This window comes from Phormidesmis sp. 146-33, from assembly GCF_052939515.1.
Map to the genome: position 1 here is coordinate 1 of NZ_JBJPHU010000096.1, position 14,725 is coordinate 14,725.

At 47.3% G+C, this 14,725-nt stretch carries 20 protein-coding genes and 2 pseudogenes; 7 read left to right on the top strand and 15 right to left on the bottom strand.

What is annotated here, in order from left to right; genetic code table 11:
* Both ACJ2PR_RS26905 and ACJ2PR_RS26910 read right to left on the bottom strand, forming a co-directional pair.
* Window positions 1-472 (bottom strand): annotated as a pseudogene (locus ACJ2PR_RS26905) (integrase); the annotation flags it as partial.
* Window positions 473-629: 157 nt separating this feature from the next.
* Window positions 630-2,213, bottom strand: coding sequence for a helix-turn-helix domain-containing protein (locus ACJ2PR_RS26910; protein WP_446879271.1), 1,584 nt, complete (start codon window positions 2,211-2,213; stop codon window positions 630-632).
* Between the two features lie 1,262 nt (window positions 2,214-3,475).
* On the opposite strand from ACJ2PR_RS26910, the gene ACJ2PR_RS26915 reads away from it, so the two are divergent.
* The 7 genes and pseudogenes from ACJ2PR_RS26915 (at window position 3,476) to ACJ2PR_RS26945 (ending at window position 8,765) form a co-directional block, all read left to right on the top strand.
* The gene (locus tag ACJ2PR_RS26915; RefSeq protein WP_446879272.1) at window positions 3,476-4,354 is read left to right on the top strand and encodes a ParB/RepB/Spo0J family partition protein; all 879 of its coding nucleotides are present in this window, start codon (window positions 3,476-3,478) and stop codon (window positions 4,352-4,354) included.
* Between the two features lie 338 nt (window positions 4,355-4,692).
* Window positions 4,693-4,911 (top strand): annotated as a pseudogene (locus tag ACJ2PR_RS26920) (cupin); the annotation flags it as partial.
* A gap of 18 nt (window positions 4,912-4,929) precedes the next feature.
* A complete protein-coding gene (locus tag ACJ2PR_RS26925; protein WP_446879273.1) occupies window positions 4,930-5,181 on the top strand; it encodes a hypothetical protein in 252 nt (83 codons plus the stop codon).
* 19 nt (window positions 5,182-5,200) lie between these two features.
* Entirely contained in the window at window positions 5,201-5,524 is a 324-nt protein-coding gene (locus ACJ2PR_RS26930; RefSeq protein WP_446870047.1) for a hypothetical protein, read from the top strand.
* A 59-nt stretch (window positions 5,525-5,583) separates the two neighbouring features.
* The gene (modA, locus tag ACJ2PR_RS26935) at window positions 5,584-6,369 is read left to right on the top strand and encodes a molybdate ABC transporter substrate-binding protein (protein WP_446879274.1); all 786 of its coding nucleotides are present in this window, start codon (window positions 5,584-5,586) and stop codon (window positions 6,367-6,369) included.
* Window positions 6,370-6,599: 230 nt separating this feature from the next.
* Window positions 6,600-8,444, top strand: coding sequence for a molybdate ABC transporter permease subunit (gene modB, locus ACJ2PR_RS26940; RefSeq protein WP_446879275.1), 1,845 nt, complete (start codon window positions 6,600-6,602; stop codon window positions 8,442-8,444).
* A gap of 111 nt (window positions 8,445-8,555) precedes the next feature.
* Window positions 8,556-8,765: a TOBE domain-containing protein gene (locus tag ACJ2PR_RS26945; RefSeq protein ID WP_446879276.1), complete on the top strand. Its 210-nt coding sequence runs from the start codon at window positions 8,556-8,558 to the stop codon at window positions 8,763-8,765.
* Between the two features lie 18 nt (window positions 8,766-8,783).
* On the opposite strand, the gene ACJ2PR_RS26950 is transcribed toward ACJ2PR_RS26945, so the two are convergent.
* The 13 genes from ACJ2PR_RS26950 to nifX are packed head-to-tail and all read right to left on the bottom strand — an operon-like array spanning window position 8,784 to window position 14,723.
* Complete coding sequence (locus ACJ2PR_RS26950; protein WP_446879277.1) at window positions 8,784-9,404, bottom strand: class I SAM-dependent methyltransferase; 621 nt, start codon at window positions 9,402-9,404, stop codon at window positions 8,784-8,786.
* Between the two features lie 2 nt (window positions 9,405-9,406).
* Window positions 9,407-9,706 carry a ferredoxin III, nif-specific gene (fdxB, locus tag ACJ2PR_RS26955; RefSeq protein ID WP_446879278.1) on the bottom strand — a complete coding sequence of 100 codons (300 nt, stop codon included), beginning with the start codon at window positions 9,704-9,706 and terminating at the stop codon, window positions 9,407-9,409.
* A 56-nt stretch (window positions 9,707-9,762) separates the two neighbouring features.
* Window positions 9,763-10,392 (bottom strand): hypothetical protein, encoded by a 630-nt coding sequence (locus ACJ2PR_RS26960; RefSeq protein ID WP_446879279.1) that lies wholly within the window; start codon window positions 10,390-10,392, stop codon window positions 9,763-9,765.
* 14 nt (window positions 10,393-10,406) lie between these two features.
* Window positions 10,407-11,135: a dinitrogenase iron-molybdenum cofactor biosynthesis protein gene (locus ACJ2PR_RS26965; RefSeq protein WP_446870055.1), complete on the bottom strand. Its 729-nt coding sequence runs from the start codon at window positions 11,133-11,135 to the stop codon at window positions 10,407-10,409.
* Window positions 11,136-11,175: 40 nt separating this feature from the next.
* On the bottom strand, window positions 11,176-11,430 hold the full coding sequence (locus tag ACJ2PR_RS26970; RefSeq protein WP_446879280.1) for a FeoA family protein: 255 nt from the start codon (window positions 11,428-11,430) through the stop codon (window positions 11,176-11,178).
* Window positions 11,431-11,471: 41 nt separating this feature from the next.
* Window positions 11,472-11,771 carry a 2Fe-2S iron-sulfur cluster-binding protein gene (locus ACJ2PR_RS26975; protein WP_446879281.1) on the bottom strand — a complete coding sequence of 100 codons (300 nt, stop codon included), beginning with the start codon at window positions 11,769-11,771 and terminating at the stop codon, window positions 11,472-11,474.
* 39 nt (window positions 11,772-11,810) lie between these two features.
* Window positions 11,811-12,176 (bottom strand): iron-sulfur cluster assembly accessory protein, encoded by a 366-nt coding sequence (locus ACJ2PR_RS26980; RefSeq protein WP_446870058.1) that lies wholly within the window; start codon window positions 12,174-12,176, stop codon window positions 11,811-11,813.
* Window positions 12,177-12,202: 26 nt separating this feature from the next.
* Window positions 12,203-12,484, bottom strand: coding sequence for a hypothetical protein (locus ACJ2PR_RS26985; RefSeq protein ID WP_446879282.1), 282 nt, complete (start codon window positions 12,482-12,484; stop codon window positions 12,203-12,205).
* Window positions 12,472-13,263: a HesA/MoeB/ThiF family protein gene (locus ACJ2PR_RS26990; RefSeq protein ID WP_446879283.1), complete on the bottom strand. Its 792-nt coding sequence runs from the start codon at window positions 13,261-13,263 to the stop codon at window positions 12,472-12,474. The genes ACJ2PR_RS26985 and ACJ2PR_RS26990 overlap by 13 nt, the downstream gene beginning before the upstream one ends.
* Window positions 13,264-13,283: 20 nt before the next feature.
* A complete protein-coding gene (nifW, locus tag ACJ2PR_RS26995) occupies window positions 13,284-13,613 on the bottom strand; it encodes a nitrogenase-stabilizing/protective protein NifW (protein ID WP_446879284.1) in 330 nt (109 codons plus the stop codon).
* Window positions 13,598-13,822 carry a CCE_0567 family metalloprotein gene (locus tag ACJ2PR_RS27000; RefSeq protein ID WP_446879285.1) on the bottom strand — a complete coding sequence of 75 codons (225 nt, stop codon included), beginning with the start codon at window positions 13,820-13,822 and terminating at the stop codon, window positions 13,598-13,600. Before ACJ2PR_RS27000 ends, nifW begins: the two co-directional genes overlap by 16 nt.
* Before the next feature lie 17 nt (window positions 13,823-13,839).
* Window positions 13,840-14,301, bottom strand: a complete 462-nt coding sequence (locus ACJ2PR_RS27005) for a NifX-associated nitrogen fixation protein (protein ID WP_446879286.1) — start codon at window positions 14,299-14,301, stop codon at window positions 13,840-13,842.
* Window positions 14,298-14,723 carry a nitrogen fixation protein NifX gene (gene nifX / locus ACJ2PR_RS27010; protein ID WP_446879287.1) on the bottom strand — a complete coding sequence of 142 codons (426 nt, stop codon included), beginning with the start codon at window positions 14,721-14,723 and terminating at the stop codon, window positions 14,298-14,300. Before nifX ends, ACJ2PR_RS27005 begins: the two co-directional genes overlap by 4 nt.
* Between the last annotated feature and the right edge of the window lie 2 nt (window positions 14,724-14,725).

Genomic DNA, 14,725 nt, shown 5'->3' on the forward strand with positions numbered 1-14,725 from the left:
CAAGCACGGTTTTGAAGACCAGCGGAGTGGGTGACTGCTCCGCTGAGTTTAACCCAATTGCTACGAGAACGCCCAGTAACACTTCACCCGCTTGATCCACCACTAAAACATCGATTTTGGTGTGGTCGCACTGCCACACTTGGTTGCTCCATTCGATCGCTAATTCAATCCCCTCGCGAGTGGTAATCAACAAGCGATCTCCACGCCAGCCGAGCGCACGCCCTTGGCGCAGCGAAGCTGTTCGCTTCGTCTGCTGTTTCTCAATTTGCGGTTGCAGAATACGATAGACCGTCGTGCGGCTGGGATAGTCCGCAACACCTAATTCTTGGGCGCGAACTTTCACGCGCAATGCCACTTGAGCCGGAGTCAGGCTACGACTGCCACGATTGCCCTCGCGATAGGTTTTGCGGATAAATGTTTGCCAGTTTTCACCGTGTTTGCTCGTGCCTTGGTTTAAGCGCAATTGCCGCATTAATCCAGCGACCTTGTTCTTGCCAAGCTCGCATCAATCGCTGCAAGCTGCGAACACTCATACCAAGTTTCTTTGCGGCTTGACGCTGCACTTTTACGTAGCGTTCGGTGCCTCGCACGGTCAAAGACCGTAGAACGCGACAGCTGCTCCTCCGCTCTTAAGATAGCAACTCAGACAACACGGCCCGGTCTTTTTCATTCAGTTGCAGTCGGCCGTTTTCAATATCCCGAATCCAGCTTTGACTTTTGCCCAGTTTGTCTGCCAGCACTCTCTGACTGAATTGGAGCCTTTTTCGGGCTGCGGCAAACTGCTGTCCTGAGAGAGGCAGTTTAGGCGGGGATTGTTTACGTTCTTTTAACTTTTTCTTGGACTTGGGGGTCTGTTGGGCCCAATCCTCTGGTAGCTCAAATTTTAGCAAACGCGCATTCATGAGCCGCTGCCATTTGTCACGCGGGGCTGCATCTGTCAATCGATACTCACGGCTACCATCGTTAGTCCAAAACTCTAAAGCATCTTCAGCATCTTCTGGTAGGTCTGCAAGCTTAACCCATAGGGGTTGGATTTCAAGCGGGTAAGTCAATGGGTCAAAGATAGGGCGGATCTGGTAGCGATCGAGAACTTCGAGATCGCTTTCAAACGATCGTACCAACCGTTTGCGATCTTCTCGATGGGAAGCTGCTTTGAGCAATCTTTCTTCGCCATAAGCAATCCGCATCAGCATCGGAACCGTGATTCGTTGTTCTAGTCCCATGCGAGTTTTGAACAGGAGCCACAGCATCATCCGAGCGACTCCTTCATGCTGCTGCCAGATGCTCATCACATTCAACAATAGAGATTTTGGCAATGTGCCGTATTGATAAAACATCATTCCTTCTTTAGAACCTTGTTGATTGAGGAAGAACTGCGTCCACTGACCTGCTTTGATCGTAAAAGTCAAGCCAGTCAAATGCTTAGACCCTAGATGATCCTCCTGAAAGTGATGCTGAGTGTTGATCAGGTGCCACACATGACTTTGAGGAACTGTAATTTTTTTGAATCTGCCCTGAGGTGCCCAGTCAACCGTTACGAGCAGTTTGCAGGGTTGTTCGACTAGCGTTTTGATTAAGGTGAGCTTTGCAAGTTTACTCAGGTCTTTGCGCTTGCTTAATCCTAGATAGTCAGAAATCTCTTGATCGTTGAGCGTAAAGGTTTGCTCCCAAGGGCGATCTAGTGAAGTTGCATAAGCGGCATACATCAGATGCAAACAGGCTGCCCGCATATCCCAGGATGCGATCGCAGTCTGTGCCGCTTCTACTTCTAGTACTACGGGCGACTCTGGAGTGTGGGTATCTGTTAGACAAAGTGTTACTTCTCCTCTACCGCCGCTTACCTGTCGCTGATGACAAAGGTTGCCTGCTTCATCGGGTTGCCAGGGCAAAGACTGCCGCTGTGCCAGTACGTTACAGGCTTCCCAAACTACGATCGCGGAGGCAAATGGATGGGTCTTCCCATTCGGAAACAGTCTGGGACTCGTATTAACTTTCGCATCAACCTTACATCGGCCCTTCTTTGCCTGCAATGGAACTGGAGCCTTGTCCAAGCAGATCGAAGCACACAGCGGTTGATCATAAAACCCTTCACAGTTATTACAGAGCATTGGATCAATCCAAAGTTTCTCACCGTCCTGCTTAATCGCACCCGTAGGACACAAGGGTAAGCAGTCATGACATTGATTGCAAAGGCTTGTGATGCTGTAAGCCATAGTCTTGTGTGATTACCTCAAAGTGAGCAGTGAATTTAAAGCCACAAGTATTTTGTTTCTGGGGTGAATAGCACTACCTTCAGGGAAATGCTGCCATAGTCTTCTCGATCGCCTTTGTTCTGGTTTTGAAAGCTCATCTAAGATTGGGGATCAGGGCAAGGGTTGTCATCATCTGACACTATTCAGTTCTGCATCTATGATGGACACGCTCAAGCGTTAATGTTTGCTCTGTTTGCAGCAGTGTCAGTTCAGGTGTAAAAATTTTTGGCGGGCAGGCATCTTGTCTAGAAAGGTGACAGGTGGTGCGTCAATTCTAGCGTTTCTGACAGGTTGAATAGAAGTCTTATGCTATCAAGAAGTCTTAAATTTAATTGAATCCAATCCAACCTTTTAACGGGTGATTAACTTCAGACTTCTCTAATAATATTTCTAATCTAAAGTTATAGTTACTTTTGTTCAGAGAGAGCGATCAAAGAATTTCTTAATAATGCTTAAGCAGATTGAATTCTACTTTCTAAAACGAGTTTTTCTACAAATATTAAAGTTTCGCGCTTATTGTTTTTATGTTTGACTCATTGATTTAGGCATCAAGAAAGGAGCAATATGATTTTGAATTATCGACACAATTAGCATCAGTAAAAATAAATATGTCCGATTTGTTTTGAAAAGCTCGCTTTTTGAAAAGTTGGATTTTAGAAGACTTGAATCAAATAGCTCTTAATTACCAATTTAGTACCCATCTAACAAGGGCAGGTTTAAGAAACACGATCGCCTTTTTTACTGTGTTGATTACCCGCTCGTAAATAAAATTTGGTCTCATGTCTACAGCAGAAATTCCTCTGGCTAGCTGAAGCTAAAATTTTCGTTAAAAATGCTAGACCCCTGATCTATAAAAACTCATTATCGAGTCAAGTAATACCCATACCCTGCCCCTCGCTTTTTTCTAAACTCATTTCTATAGCTTAGTTTGAGCCATTGAGTACATTCTTAATGGGTTTAATTAGTTTGCTTGGGAATGCTAGAGGCTTGATGACTTAATGGGATCTGATATAAGCAAAGAAGTTTCAATTACTTTAATTGATTCAATTGCAGAAAGACGAACGGTAAGATAATTTTTTGCCATATATTGAATTGCATTGCAACTCTAATGGTTAACTTTTATCAGTTCTAGAGTCTGAACGCGACGGTCATATGAGAGGTGATATGGAGCGCGATCGCTGGGTTCATGATTTAGTTTTATCAACATTCTGGAGGCAGTAATCGTGCAAACTCAAATTCGAGAAACTACAAATGTTTCTGAATGGATTTCATTGATGTTGATCAAAACCCGTGAACAGCCTCGTCATTACTTTGATCCAGAAAAGCTAGAGAAATTAGCACAATCGATCGCGCAACATGGCATTTTAGAACCCTTGCTAGTGCGTCCTTTACAGCCCAATCAGTATGAACTAGTTGCGGGTGAAAGACGTTACCGGGCTGCCCTCAAACTTGGTCTTTCTGAGGTGCCAGTCGTCATTCGATCCCTGAGTGATGAAGAGGCAATTCAATTAGCTTTGATCGAAAATCTTCAGCGAGAAGATCTCAACCCCATTGAAGAAACAGAAGGAATTCTACAGCTTCTTGCGTTTCGATTAGAGAGGCCAGTCCAGTCGATTCCAACGTTGCTTTATCAGATGAAAAACACGTTTGAAAAAGAGACTACTGACAGGAATAACGTTATTCCTAATTTCAAGTCAGAACAAGAACAGCAGATTGAGTCTGTTTTTCGAGATTTGGGTCTCATGAACTGGCTCTCATTCACTTGTAACCGATTGCCTTTACTCAACTTACCCAACGAGATTTTGGAGGCGATTCGCTGTGGCAAGATTGCTTACACCAAGGCGATCGCGATCGCCCGCGTCAAAGACGACACTCAACGTCAGACGCTGCTAGACCAAGCGATCAAAGATAACCTTTCTCTTAATCGGATTAGAGCCTGCATTAAGTCTATCCAATCCAAGCCAGAGCCACAGTCTCCCCAATCGCTTGTAACAACCCTTTATCGACGACTCGTGAAAGTTAAGTTGTGGGAAGATCCTCAACGATGGCCTCAAGCTCAGGCGTTGCTTTTAAAACTGGAAGCGCTATTAGAAGATGTTTGAAGACTATAGAAACCTCTCCGTTGTGGTGCCTTCCCTGCTTGAGGGTCTAGAGTCCCAATCTTCTGCCCGATGAGTGTCCTGCACTAGAGATATGGACTAACCGAAGAAAGTCAACTAATCTCCTGATACCAATTTGATTTTTCATCGCGACAGATCCTCCACCCCCCTGCCGTTGGCATCCCCCTGATCAAGGTGGAATTTTCCGGCTCCCCTCCTGACCAAGGAGGGGTTGGGGAGGTCAAAGATCTCTAGCATCTATAAATTGATTTAGTATGAAAATTGATTTGGTATGACAACTACAGGTCTATCTTTCGACGCAGCCACATCTAAAACTTAGAGACAAACGGACTCCTGACTCACAGTTTCCAGATCGGGTCGAGCCAATGTCTGAGGTGATCTTATTGCCAGGAGATGTCATCAGCTTTACCCCTGACGCGATCCACTCCGTAGAAGCTCTGGGCGACGCGCCGATCGTCACCTTTGGTCTCTATGGCGAAACTCATCATTCCAAGCGCTTTGAGTTTGATTTTGTGGCGCATACTGCCAAAAATTTCTAGTTCTCATCCCCAACTACCATGCCAGAACCTCGTCAAGACCAGTACTTCAATTTGATCGATCAGCTTCTCAAGTGTCCCAGTGGGCAAGAGCCACAGATTTTAGACAATCAGCCAGATTTGCTAGATGCCGGATTGGTCAAAGCTTTGATGCAAGTCGCGATGATGATGGCACATCAAGACAATCAGGACGCTGCAAAGTTTTTGATTCATGTTGCGCGACAACTGAGTAAAGAACTGGGGCTATATCCTCAAGTTTCACCAGAACAGTAACCACTAACCGGAGAAAACAATGATTTCAGAATTGACCACAACGGAGGCGGGGCAGCAAGCGATCGCTTTTTTAATGGATGATCTGACGATCGCACCAGATGATCAAGAATGGTTTTCGGTGCTGAGTGTGCGCCCTGTGGGAGAAACCTGGCACGTTGTAGAAATTGGTGTAGAAGGACTCCCTGACCAATGGGTACTGCAAGTCTATGATACGGGCGAGTGTGACCCAAACTATAGCTTTAGATCTCCTGTCAAGGCGACTGAGGCAGACACCGGGTTAGAAGACTTGCCAGACGCGATCGCTCAAATTTTAACCACCGAACGCACCCACAGCCGTCTTTAATTAGGAGATACATTTCAGGAGATATATTCCTTACTCTTTAGGCTTTTAGGGATGATGGTATGAAACGTAAGCGGTTTCTAATTTTTCTGATTGCCACGTTGACGGGTCTTTCTCTCGCGATCGGGTTACGGTTTGTTCAGTCTGAGTTAGCGCAAGCCAATCCTACGCTACTGATTTCTGCGGCTGCTAGCCTAAAAGAGGTGCTAGAGGAGATTAAGCCACTGTATCAAAAGAACCATGCTAATCTGAATCTCACCTTTAGTTTTGGGGCATCTGGGTCTTTGTTGCAGCAAATTGAGCAGGGCGCACCCGCCGATATCTTTATCTCTGCTGCAAAGCGTCAGGTCGATACGCTCGATCAACAAGGCGCACTGGTGCCTGACACTCGGACTAATATAGCCATGAATCGGCTCGTTTTGATTGTACCCAAAGGGTCTAGTGTGACTAGCCTTGATAGCTTAAAGCAGCCACAGATTAAGCGGATCGCTAGCGGTGAACCTCGGAGCGTTCCGGTGGGGCAATATACCGAACAGGTCTTGCAAAAGCTGAATTTGCTAGCGGTGAAACCAAAGCTGGTCTATGCCAATAGTGTGCGGCAGGTGCTGGCATCGGTCGAAAGTGGTAATGCTGACGCTGGGTTTGTGTATGCTACAGATGCCAAAATTTCTGACCAGGCGAAAGTAGCTGTCGTTGTGGATGAGTCTGCTCATTCGCCGATCGTTTATCCCGCCGCAGTCTTAGAGAGAAGCAAAAGCATTGATGCGGCAAAAGCGTTTTTGCAATATTTGTCCAGTAGCGAAGCGAAAAGCGTTTGGCGAAAGCATGGGTTTGTTGTGCCGGATTAGGACTAGGGATGAGGGAGGAAGAATGCACTTCACGTGATGTTTTAAGGCGGTTCTCCTGCATTCTAGATAGCTGAATCGTATTCTATCTGTCCTCTCTTAAAGCCTTTATTCATCCAGAATTTTGAACTAAAGTCTTGCTAACAGCTTCCTAGAACGGGAGTGGGCAGCAGAAGCGTCAGACAACGAAGCAAAAAACTCACGTCGAATTAATCTTAAAGACAACGACCACAATGAATGCCGCGATCGCTCTTCTACCAGACCTCTCTCCTCTCTGGATTTCACTTAAAGTATCACTGTTGGCAATGGTCTTTACCTTTTTTGCAGGGATCGCTGTGGCTTACTGGATGCTGGGCTATCGGGGTAAGGGGAAATCGCTGCTAGAAGGGATCTTTGTGTCTCCGCTGATTTTGCCGCCGACGGTTGTTGGGTTTGTACTGCTGTTGTTGTTTGGAAAAAATGGCCCCGTTGGTAACTTGTTGCGATCGCTAGATCTGAGTGTCGTTTTTACCTGGTATGGGGCAGTGATCACCGCGACAGTCGTATCCTTTCCTTTGATGTATCGGACGGCGCTGGGTGCCTTTGAACAGGTCGATCGCAACTTGTTAGCCGCTGCTCGGACACTCGGCGCTTCTGAATGGACGGTGTTTCGGCAGATTATGTTACCTCTGGCGTTGCCTGGAGTCATTGCGGGAGCGGTGCTGTCCTTTGCTCGTGCCCTGGGCGAGTTTGGTGCCACTCTGATGCTGGCGGGTAACATTCCTGGGCAGACTCAGACAATTCCGATGGCAATCTACTTTGCGGTAGAAGCCGGAGCCATGAATGAAGCCTGGTTTTGGGCAGTTGCCATTCTATTTATTTCACTATCTGGGATCATTGCGGTCAACTTCTGGCAAGCCAATAGACAAAAGCGGCGAGTTAATGGCACATCCGTGACAGCGACCCAAAAAGTAGTTTATGCTCCAGTTCTCTCTGCGAAACCAGGATCGCCGAGTAGTCGTTTGTCTGGGCTAGTCGTCAACATCCACAAGCGGCTTGCTCATTTTGATCTCGATCTAGCATTTGATGTGACCCAATCGACTCTGGGAATCTTGGGCGGGTCGGGAGCAGGCAAAAGTATGTTATTGCAGTGTATCGCTGGGGTAGAAAGCCCAACTAGCGGACAAATTGTACTAAACGAGCGGGTTTTGTTTGATGCTAAAAAGGGAATTAATGTTCCGAGCCGCGATCGTCGAATTGGGTTTTTAGTCCAAAACTATGCCCTGTTTCCCCACATGACCGTGGCAAAAAACATTGCGTTTGGCTTACCCAAGTCTCTTTCTGCCAGAGAAGTTAAACAGCGGGTAGAGGCTCACCTCAAAGCGGTGCAACTAGAGGGATATGGCGATCGCTATCCCGGTCAGCTTTCGGGTGGGCAGCAACAAAGAGTTGCGCTGACACGGGCCCTCGCAAGCGAACCGGAAGTCTTGCTGCTAGATGAACCTTTCTCGGCTCTAGACACACATCTGCGAAGCCACATGGAACAGGAAGTGATTACACGGCTACGGCGCTTTAACGGGGCGAGTCTGTTGGTCACGCACAATCTAGAAGAAGCTTACCGGATCTGTGATCAGTTGTTGGTGCTAAAGGAGGGGCACGCCCTTACTGTGGGTTCTAAGTACCACATTTTTGAGCGACCTGAAATGCTAGGGGTGGCTCAGTTGACGGGTTGTAAAAACATTTCACTCACGCAAGTGATTGCAGAACAAGTTGTTTTGGCAGCCGATTGGGGCATTGCTCTGCGGGTGATTGAGCCTTTTCCTGATCGCCTTGCTTATGTGGGAATTCGTGCCCATCAAATTCGGTTTGTCGATCGGCTCGACCAGGAAAATACCTTTCGTTGCTGGTTAGTTTCTACAAGCGAAACGCCTCACCGGATGACTGTGTTTCTCAAGTTTAATACTGAGCCGACTCATCTCCAGAACTATCACATCCAGGCAGAAGTTTTTAAGGAGAAGTGGGAAATCCTAAAACAAAAGCCGCTTCCCTGGCTAGTCCAACTCGACCCACTGCGGCTAATTTTGCTGAAAGCATCATGATGGCTGCAAAATCGACCATATAAACAATAATATGAATATAGCAACCTATTCGCCCTGATCTTATATAACTGTAGTAAAGTAGATTTTACTGAACTAAATAAGGAACTAAGCATGAAAATTAGTGCGCGGAATGCCCTTAAAGGAACGGTCAAAGCGATCGAAGTTGGATCAGTAAACACAGAAGTTGTTTTGGAAATTGCAGCAGGCGTTGAAATCACCGCCATTATCACGAAAGCTTCAGCAGAAAAGTTGGAGTTGAGTGTGGGTAAGACAGCCTATGCGATCGTGAAGTCCAGTGACGTGATGGTTGCGATCGACTAAAGGTTCTTCCAGATCACATCAAGCTTTTTTACGAGCAACAATGTGAAAAATGTGCCAGTGCTTTTCCTCCCCGATCGCCGTGACTCCCGGATGTTCTTCTTCGTCTAACCACTCAACTTCTAAGGACTGTAGGAGTACTTCAACTTGTTGGCGTGTGTGATGAGTGCGATTAGGATAAATAGTCCAGGAGTCGCGATCGCCAAACAACTGACCACAAAACCGTCCGCCTGGATTGAGCGAGGTGACGATGGTTTGCCATAGGTCAGGGAAGCTTGCAGGTGGACAAAAAGGCAGGCAAAAGCTGGCATTGATCAAATCAACTGAGCGAGGCAAGGTTAAGGTTTCAAAACGCATCAGTTGAGTTTGTAGCAAACCACGATTGAGATCAGGACGGGTAAGCAAGCGATCGAAGGCTTTTTGTTCGCCATCAATGGCTAAAACGCGCCAGCCTCGATGCAGCAGTTCCACAGTATCTCGACCATCACCACAGCCCAAATCCACTGCCAATCGAGGATAATCGAATGGCCCCGCAGCAAAAGAAGCCAGCGCTTTTAGCAATGTTTCACGCGGTGGGCGACCCTCTACTGCTTGATAGTACGTCGCCCAATTGTGTTCGATAGGGTGGCTGGATTGAGTCATAGTTAAGCGATCGCTAATTCGGTGTGAGTCTGACAATTTTTAGGACAAACCCTAGCACAAGCTTCACAACCAATGCAATTGTCTACATTTGCGATCGTCATCACCTTGCGTTCAAATTCTTCATCTTCATCCTCACTGTCTACAAACTCTCCATCTTCATTGAGTGCCCGCAATGCCATTACTCCCTGTCCACAGGTTTTTAGGCATCTGCCGCAGCCAATACAGCGCGTAATATCGATCTCTTGCAGAAATTTAGGTGTCCAAACTTTGCCGCCAAAGGTTAATCCGGTAAATGTCGTCATGGCTAGTATCCTCTTGAGATGATGATTGATTGCTCTGAGTCAAAACGGACTGGACTTCAAACCCCAGCAAAGCCTTTGGCTGCCAGGTGAACTTCATCCCAACTGGGGGGACGATAGTCTGGATTCAATGCTCGGTCAACATATCCTACTAGATTTGGTAAGGCTTCATAGGGGATTGTTTGGTTGAGGAATTGGTCAAGGTTATCCTGCCAATTGGAGGGATAGTCTCGAATGATGGGATGTTGAACCACAATTGACTGATATTCAGGCGTTGTGATGTCTGTGATTACGTCCAAGCTAAGTAGGGCAAGCGGACGGATGAATATTCCGGTGGCGGCGATCGCAAACCCAGCATCCAAGCCCTTTTGTTTCATCACGACGACAAACTGCCCGCCTTGAGGAACTTTGTAGGGGATCTGGCTGGTGTCTGCAACGACCTTCACCTCAATGTTGTAGCCTTTGGTCAGTCCGGCTTCTAGCGTGATTCCATCATATTGCTGGTCAGGGTGGGGAATGTAGAGCGTGATCTGATGCAGCCTTCGCCAGGGATCGTCTGGCACATCGTGTTCCAAGTTGTGCAACCGACGGATTTCTTGACCTACGTAGCTCTCTTGATTACAGAGATTAATTAATCCGATGTTGAGAACACATTGGTCAAATCGATTCATGCCTAACGTTCTAATCATGACTATCCGTGCCTCTATACCAAGGCTTTGTAGTTTTTGACTCGATCGCCCTCGACCACTCCCAAAATTTTGGCCAGCCAGGGGGGAGGAGACGTAGCGATCGCTTGTTGTAACTCACTGAGCATGACTCTGGCCGCACCACCACCTTCTTTTTTGATGGGATAGATGCCAGCTTGTACGACTTTTCCTGCGGCTGGGCCGCCGATCGCAACAATGTAAAGTACCGGACAATCTCGAATCAATCCGACTCGAAAAGCATTCTTGTCGTCTGACAAATCAGCTTCGATCGCGGAGCGAATATCGATTAACCGAATCTCTTCGGTAGAGAGTTGATAAATCAGATAACGCAGGCAGGAACCAAAATGCCCATCTAAAGCTTCTCGATTGTTGGAAGCCACCGCAACTCGAATGGAATTGGGCATCTCTCCGTCTTGATAGCTCTGAATGGATGGCAACTGATCGATATCATCGAATTCGCCCCACAGTATTCTGACGGCCTTTTTGAAGATAGCAATGTCGGCAGCGTCCGCGTCTTCCCCATGTTCCTCGCCATCGAGTTCGTAGGTTTGTCCGAGGGCGGTTTTCAAGTTCGTTACTGTGATTCTGCTCAAACTCGTTTCATCCAAATCGCCCAAATAGGTCTGGAGCATCTCGATAAAATCGGACATCGAAAGCTCTGGAAATAGCCTTGAGGAAAGCGCAATCCTTAATGCCACCTCATTAGAAATTGGTTGTGTAGCCATTGTTACGACTCTCTAATCAATGCTTGAACATGCCTGAACATTAACGTTCAACAATTCGGACATAGATAGCGTTCATTGTTGTTTCATCTAATGCATGTCGATCGCTGCCCACGCGGACGATAAAACGGGGAAATCGCTGTTCTACGGCGATCGATTGTCCTGGAATGAGTCCGAGTTTTCTCAACTTTTGTGCAGTCGTATCACACAATGTATTCGTACGAGTGATTACAGCATGTTCATGCGATCGCAGTAGTCTTAGCGATGCTCCCTGAACCGAAAATCCTGTGGTCAACATCAAATTTGCCCTCTGAGAGTCTTCAAGATTGGAGTCCGCTACTAAACCAGGTAAGCTTCTTGATTGGTGCGAATCGTGCAGTCAGAGCGAGGATAGGCAACACACAGCAGCACAAAGCCTTTAGTGACTTGCTCTTCATCAAGAAACACTTGGTCTGATTGATCCAATTCACCTTCGACCACTTTGCCCACACAGCTAGAGCAAGATCCCGACTGACAAGACGAAGGTAAGTCGATTCCTTGGTCTTCGGCAGCTTCTAGAATGGTTGTCGTGTCTTCAACGGGGATTGTCAGGTCGATCGCCCGTTTTTTGTTGATTAGATGGACTTGATAGGTTGCCATAGTGGTGTTCTCCAGGATTGAATGGTTGTTGAGTGTTGACTAACTACACGGGACAGCCGCAGGAGTACAATCTCCCGCCTGAAAGGACTTGCCGCAGCCACAGGTATCTGTTGCATTGGGGTTACTAAACTTAAAGCCGCTCTCCATTAGCCCTTCGAGAAAATCAATCACGACCCCTTGCAACAGAGGCGCACTTTTGGGATCGATGTAGACGCGAACTTTGCCTTGCTGTTCGATCAGGTCATCTGGGCGAGGAGCATTGGCAATATCAATGGTGTACTCATAGCCATTGCAGCCGCCATCATTGACACCCACCCGAATGCCTTTGTCCGGGGATGGATTGGCACTACCTTGTAGAAAGGCACGCAGACGAAATTCAGCTTTTTCGGTCAGGGTAACAGTCATGAGATTTCCTCCAGAAATTGTATAGCTTAGTCAGTCGAGTTTGATTCAATCGAGGAGTAGGGACAGTTTGAGCGAACAATGCAGAACGGAGAACAGCGAATCTGTCGTAAATAAGGCTGTTGAGTACAGGGGATCACAGAAATTGCGACTACAATCAGCACTTTAATCAACAAGGGAACATACACTAGACTCAAAAACAGTCCGAGTAGCCCAATTAGTTTAATGAGCAAGCGTGTGATGTCATCTATGACTCTGTAGCTGATGTAGATGACCGCGATCGAGCTTGCCAGCACTATTAGCGATAGCATGGTGCCTCCTGGATGGCTGCACCTGTGAGTCGTCGGCTTGTGTTGCTGCACACAGGACAATTGGGATCGTGGTAAGGATGGCGTTTGGCAAACTCAGCATGGCTCAAATTCATGGTTAGTAGCTGAGAGAGCAGTGGTGTGCCCAGCCCTGTGATCAGCTTGATGGCTTCTAAGGCGGTGAGACAGGCTAGTGTCCCTGAAACTGCACCCAACACGCCAAAGCCACGCTTATCCCACTCTGGCTTTTCGGGGAAGATACAGGACAGGCAAGGCGTTAAACCTGGAATGATCGTTGTTAGATAGGCTTCCATATCGTTCATGGCTGCTTCTACCATCGGCTTGCCCCATCTTACACAAGCAGCATTCAACAAATCCCGCTCCGTGAAGTTGTGGGCACAGTCGAGAACAACATCTGCCGATTGCACTAGAGCATCTACATTTTCAGGGATGACATATTCACAGATCGCCTCGATTTGCACATCGGGATTGATTGCCTCCAGGGTCTCTTTTGCTTTGAAGACTCGTGGTTTGCCTACCCAGTCATGAGTCATCAAAATCTGACGGTTCATGTCATCTAGTCGCAGTTCACCTCCACGTAATAGGATGAGCCGTCCGACTCCTGCGACTGCCAGATAGAGTGCAGCCGTTGCCCCTAGTCCGCCGACTCCTGTGACGAGAACGGTGGCGTCTTTTAGTCGTTGCTGTGACGCTTCACCAAATCCGGGCAGCATGATCTGGCGGCGATAGCGCTCTAACTCTGTTGGGGTAAGCGTTTTCACGATGTCATCTCCTGAGTGAACTAATCAGCGCCAATCTCGGACAGCAGCACTACATTTTGAGGTCTGTCATTGAAGACCTTGAACAGTTTTTCGTCTAGGGGCGAAGCTGTGGTGAACGTGTTGTAGGCTCGTTCTAGTGCAGCTTGATACTGTTCGAGTGTTTCCGATTCGGTGAGTGGAGACTCGAAATCGATCGCTTTGATCAATGAGGAAAATTTTTGCAGGATGTGTAGCCGATTGACATTGACGAACTGTGGATCATAGGGAAGCTCAAAGAATTCGAGGTACTCTTCTGCATTCACCAGTTGATTGAATTGAGCCAGCGTTTTAGCCATTATTTCTTCTCCCATTGCTTTAGCTGTTGTTTGAGTTGATCAAGCTGTCGATAGATTTGGTAAGTCTCGCTGGCTGCCTCAGTTAGGCGCTCATAGTCTGTCGGTAGCCCCTCCGCTAGATCGTGGAGATCCATTTTCATTTGTCCGGCTTTGCTATTGAGGCGTTTGATTTGAGTTTTAAGTTCCTCAATGTTTGTAGCTGTGTTTGTGGTTGTTTGAGCCATAGGCCTCCGATCGTGTTCTAAAGTGTGCCAACTTCGGGGAAGCGGTTTCCGAGACTAATGCCGGATGCGATGATTTTTGCGCCTTCTGCTTCTAGCTTTTCGAGCGAGTCAAATCCAAACCGTTGAGCATCGCGCAGTGTTTTGGAAACAACTAGCAGGCGACCTGAGAACACTAGCACCCAGCCGAAGCCTTCATGACTGAGATCAATGACGACCTGACAGAGAAGCCCGGTTTCTTCTTCAATCTGATGCGCGATCGCTCGATAGAATGCCAGGATTCGACCTTTAGTAACCGGGTCTACGTCCCCGTCTACGGAGATTTCACGCTTCTGGGCTTTGCTGACCACATAGGGCTTGAGCAATAGCTCATCTGACCAGTTGCGATAGGTGCCATAGGGATCATTGGCGCGAATTTGTTGAGCGATCGCTTTGAGAAAAGGAGCGATCGTGGTTTCGGTTGTCGGTAGTTGAGTGGTCATACAGTTACTTCTTCCTTAATGTCATCCAGTTGGTCAAGTTCATCAATGGGGCGACGTTGCTGAAGGGCTTTTCTCAGCCAGGGTGGAGGACTGCTGTTCAGCGTTTGCACCAGTTTTGTGAGAACATCAATGATTTCTTGTTCCTCAGACTGAGCTTTGATCGGGGTGATTTTTTGCTTGATTAGACGAGCCGCCGCGCTTCCGCCAATCGTGGACACATAGACGATCGTGCAATCGTACAGTGCCTCAATTTTGGGTAACAGCTTATCTTCGTTGCCATCCTCGTTGAGGTTTCCGTCAAATCGGAGCGTTTCTACAAAGTCATATCGGGTTTGATCGACTTCATAGACATCAATCTTGTTTGCAGAACCAAAGTGAGCATTGATATGAATGTTGTCACTTGTGGTGAAGGCTATTTTCATAG

What these genes read in the sequence shown, in the direction of transcription:
- ACJ2PR_RS26910 (WP_446879271.1), bottom strand. Translation starts at nt 2,213, where the DNA reads ATGGCTTACAGCATCACAAGCCTTTGCAATCAATGTCATGACTGCTTA.
- ACJ2PR_RS26925 (WP_446879273.1), top strand. Translation starts at nt 4,930, where the DNA reads ATGCCAGAACCTCGTCAAGACCAGTACTTCAATTTGATCGATCAGCTT.
- ACJ2PR_RS26930 (WP_446870047.1), top strand. Translation starts at nt 5,201, where the DNA reads ATGATTTCAGAATTGACCACAACGGAGGCGGGGCAGCAAGCGATCGCT.
- modA (WP_446879274.1), top strand. Translation starts at nt 5,584, where the DNA reads ATGAAACGTAAGCGGTTTCTAATTTTTCTGATTGCCACGTTGACGGGT.
- modB (WP_446879275.1), top strand. Translation starts at nt 6,600, where the DNA reads ATGAATGCCGCGATCGCTCTTCTACCAGACCTCTCTCCTCTCTGGATT.
- ACJ2PR_RS26945 (WP_446879276.1), top strand. Translation starts at nt 8,556, where the DNA reads ATGAAAATTAGTGCGCGGAATGCCCTTAAAGGAACGGTCAAAGCGATC.
- ACJ2PR_RS26950 (WP_446879277.1), bottom strand. Translation starts at nt 9,404, where the DNA reads ATGACTCAATCCAGCCACCCTATCGAACACAATTGGGCGACGTACTAT.
- fdxB (WP_446879278.1), bottom strand. Translation starts at nt 9,706, where the DNA reads ATGACGACATTTACCGGATTAACCTTTGGCGGCAAAGTTTGGACACCT.
- ACJ2PR_RS26960 (WP_446879279.1), bottom strand. Translation starts at nt 10,392, where the DNA reads ATGATTAGAACGTTAGGCATGAATCGATTTGACCAATGTGTTCTCAAC.
- ACJ2PR_RS26965 (WP_446870055.1), bottom strand. Translation starts at nt 11,135, where the DNA reads ATGGCTACACAACCAATTTCTAATGAGGTGGCATTAAGGATTGCGCTT.
- ACJ2PR_RS26970 (WP_446879280.1), bottom strand. Translation starts at nt 11,430, where the DNA reads ATGTTGACCACAGGATTTTCGGTTCAGGGAGCATCGCTAAGACTACTG.
- ACJ2PR_RS26975 (WP_446879281.1), bottom strand. Translation starts at nt 11,771, where the DNA reads ATGGCAACCTATCAAGTCCATCTAATCAACAAAAAACGGGCGATCGAC.
- ACJ2PR_RS26980 (WP_446870058.1), bottom strand. Translation starts at nt 12,176, where the DNA reads ATGACTGTTACCCTGACCGAAAAAGCTGAATTTCGTCTGCGTGCCTTT.
- ACJ2PR_RS26985 (WP_446879282.1), bottom strand. Translation starts at nt 12,484, where the DNA reads ATGCTATCGCTAATAGTGCTGGCAAGCTCGATCGCGGTCATCTACATC.
- nifW (WP_446879284.1), bottom strand. Translation starts at nt 13,613, where the DNA reads ATGGGAGAAGAAATAATGGCTAAAACGCTGGCTCAATTCAATCAACTG.
- ACJ2PR_RS27000 (WP_446879285.1), bottom strand. Translation starts at nt 13,822, where the DNA reads ATGGCTCAAACAACCACAAACACAGCTACAAACATTGAGGAACTTAAA.
- ACJ2PR_RS27005 (WP_446879286.1), bottom strand. Translation starts at nt 14,301, where the DNA reads ATGACCACTCAACTACCGACAACCGAAACCACGATCGCTCCTTTTCTC.
- nifX (WP_446879287.1), bottom strand. Translation starts at nt 14,723, where the DNA reads ATGAAAATAGCCTTCACCACAAGTGACAACATTCATATCAATGCTCAC.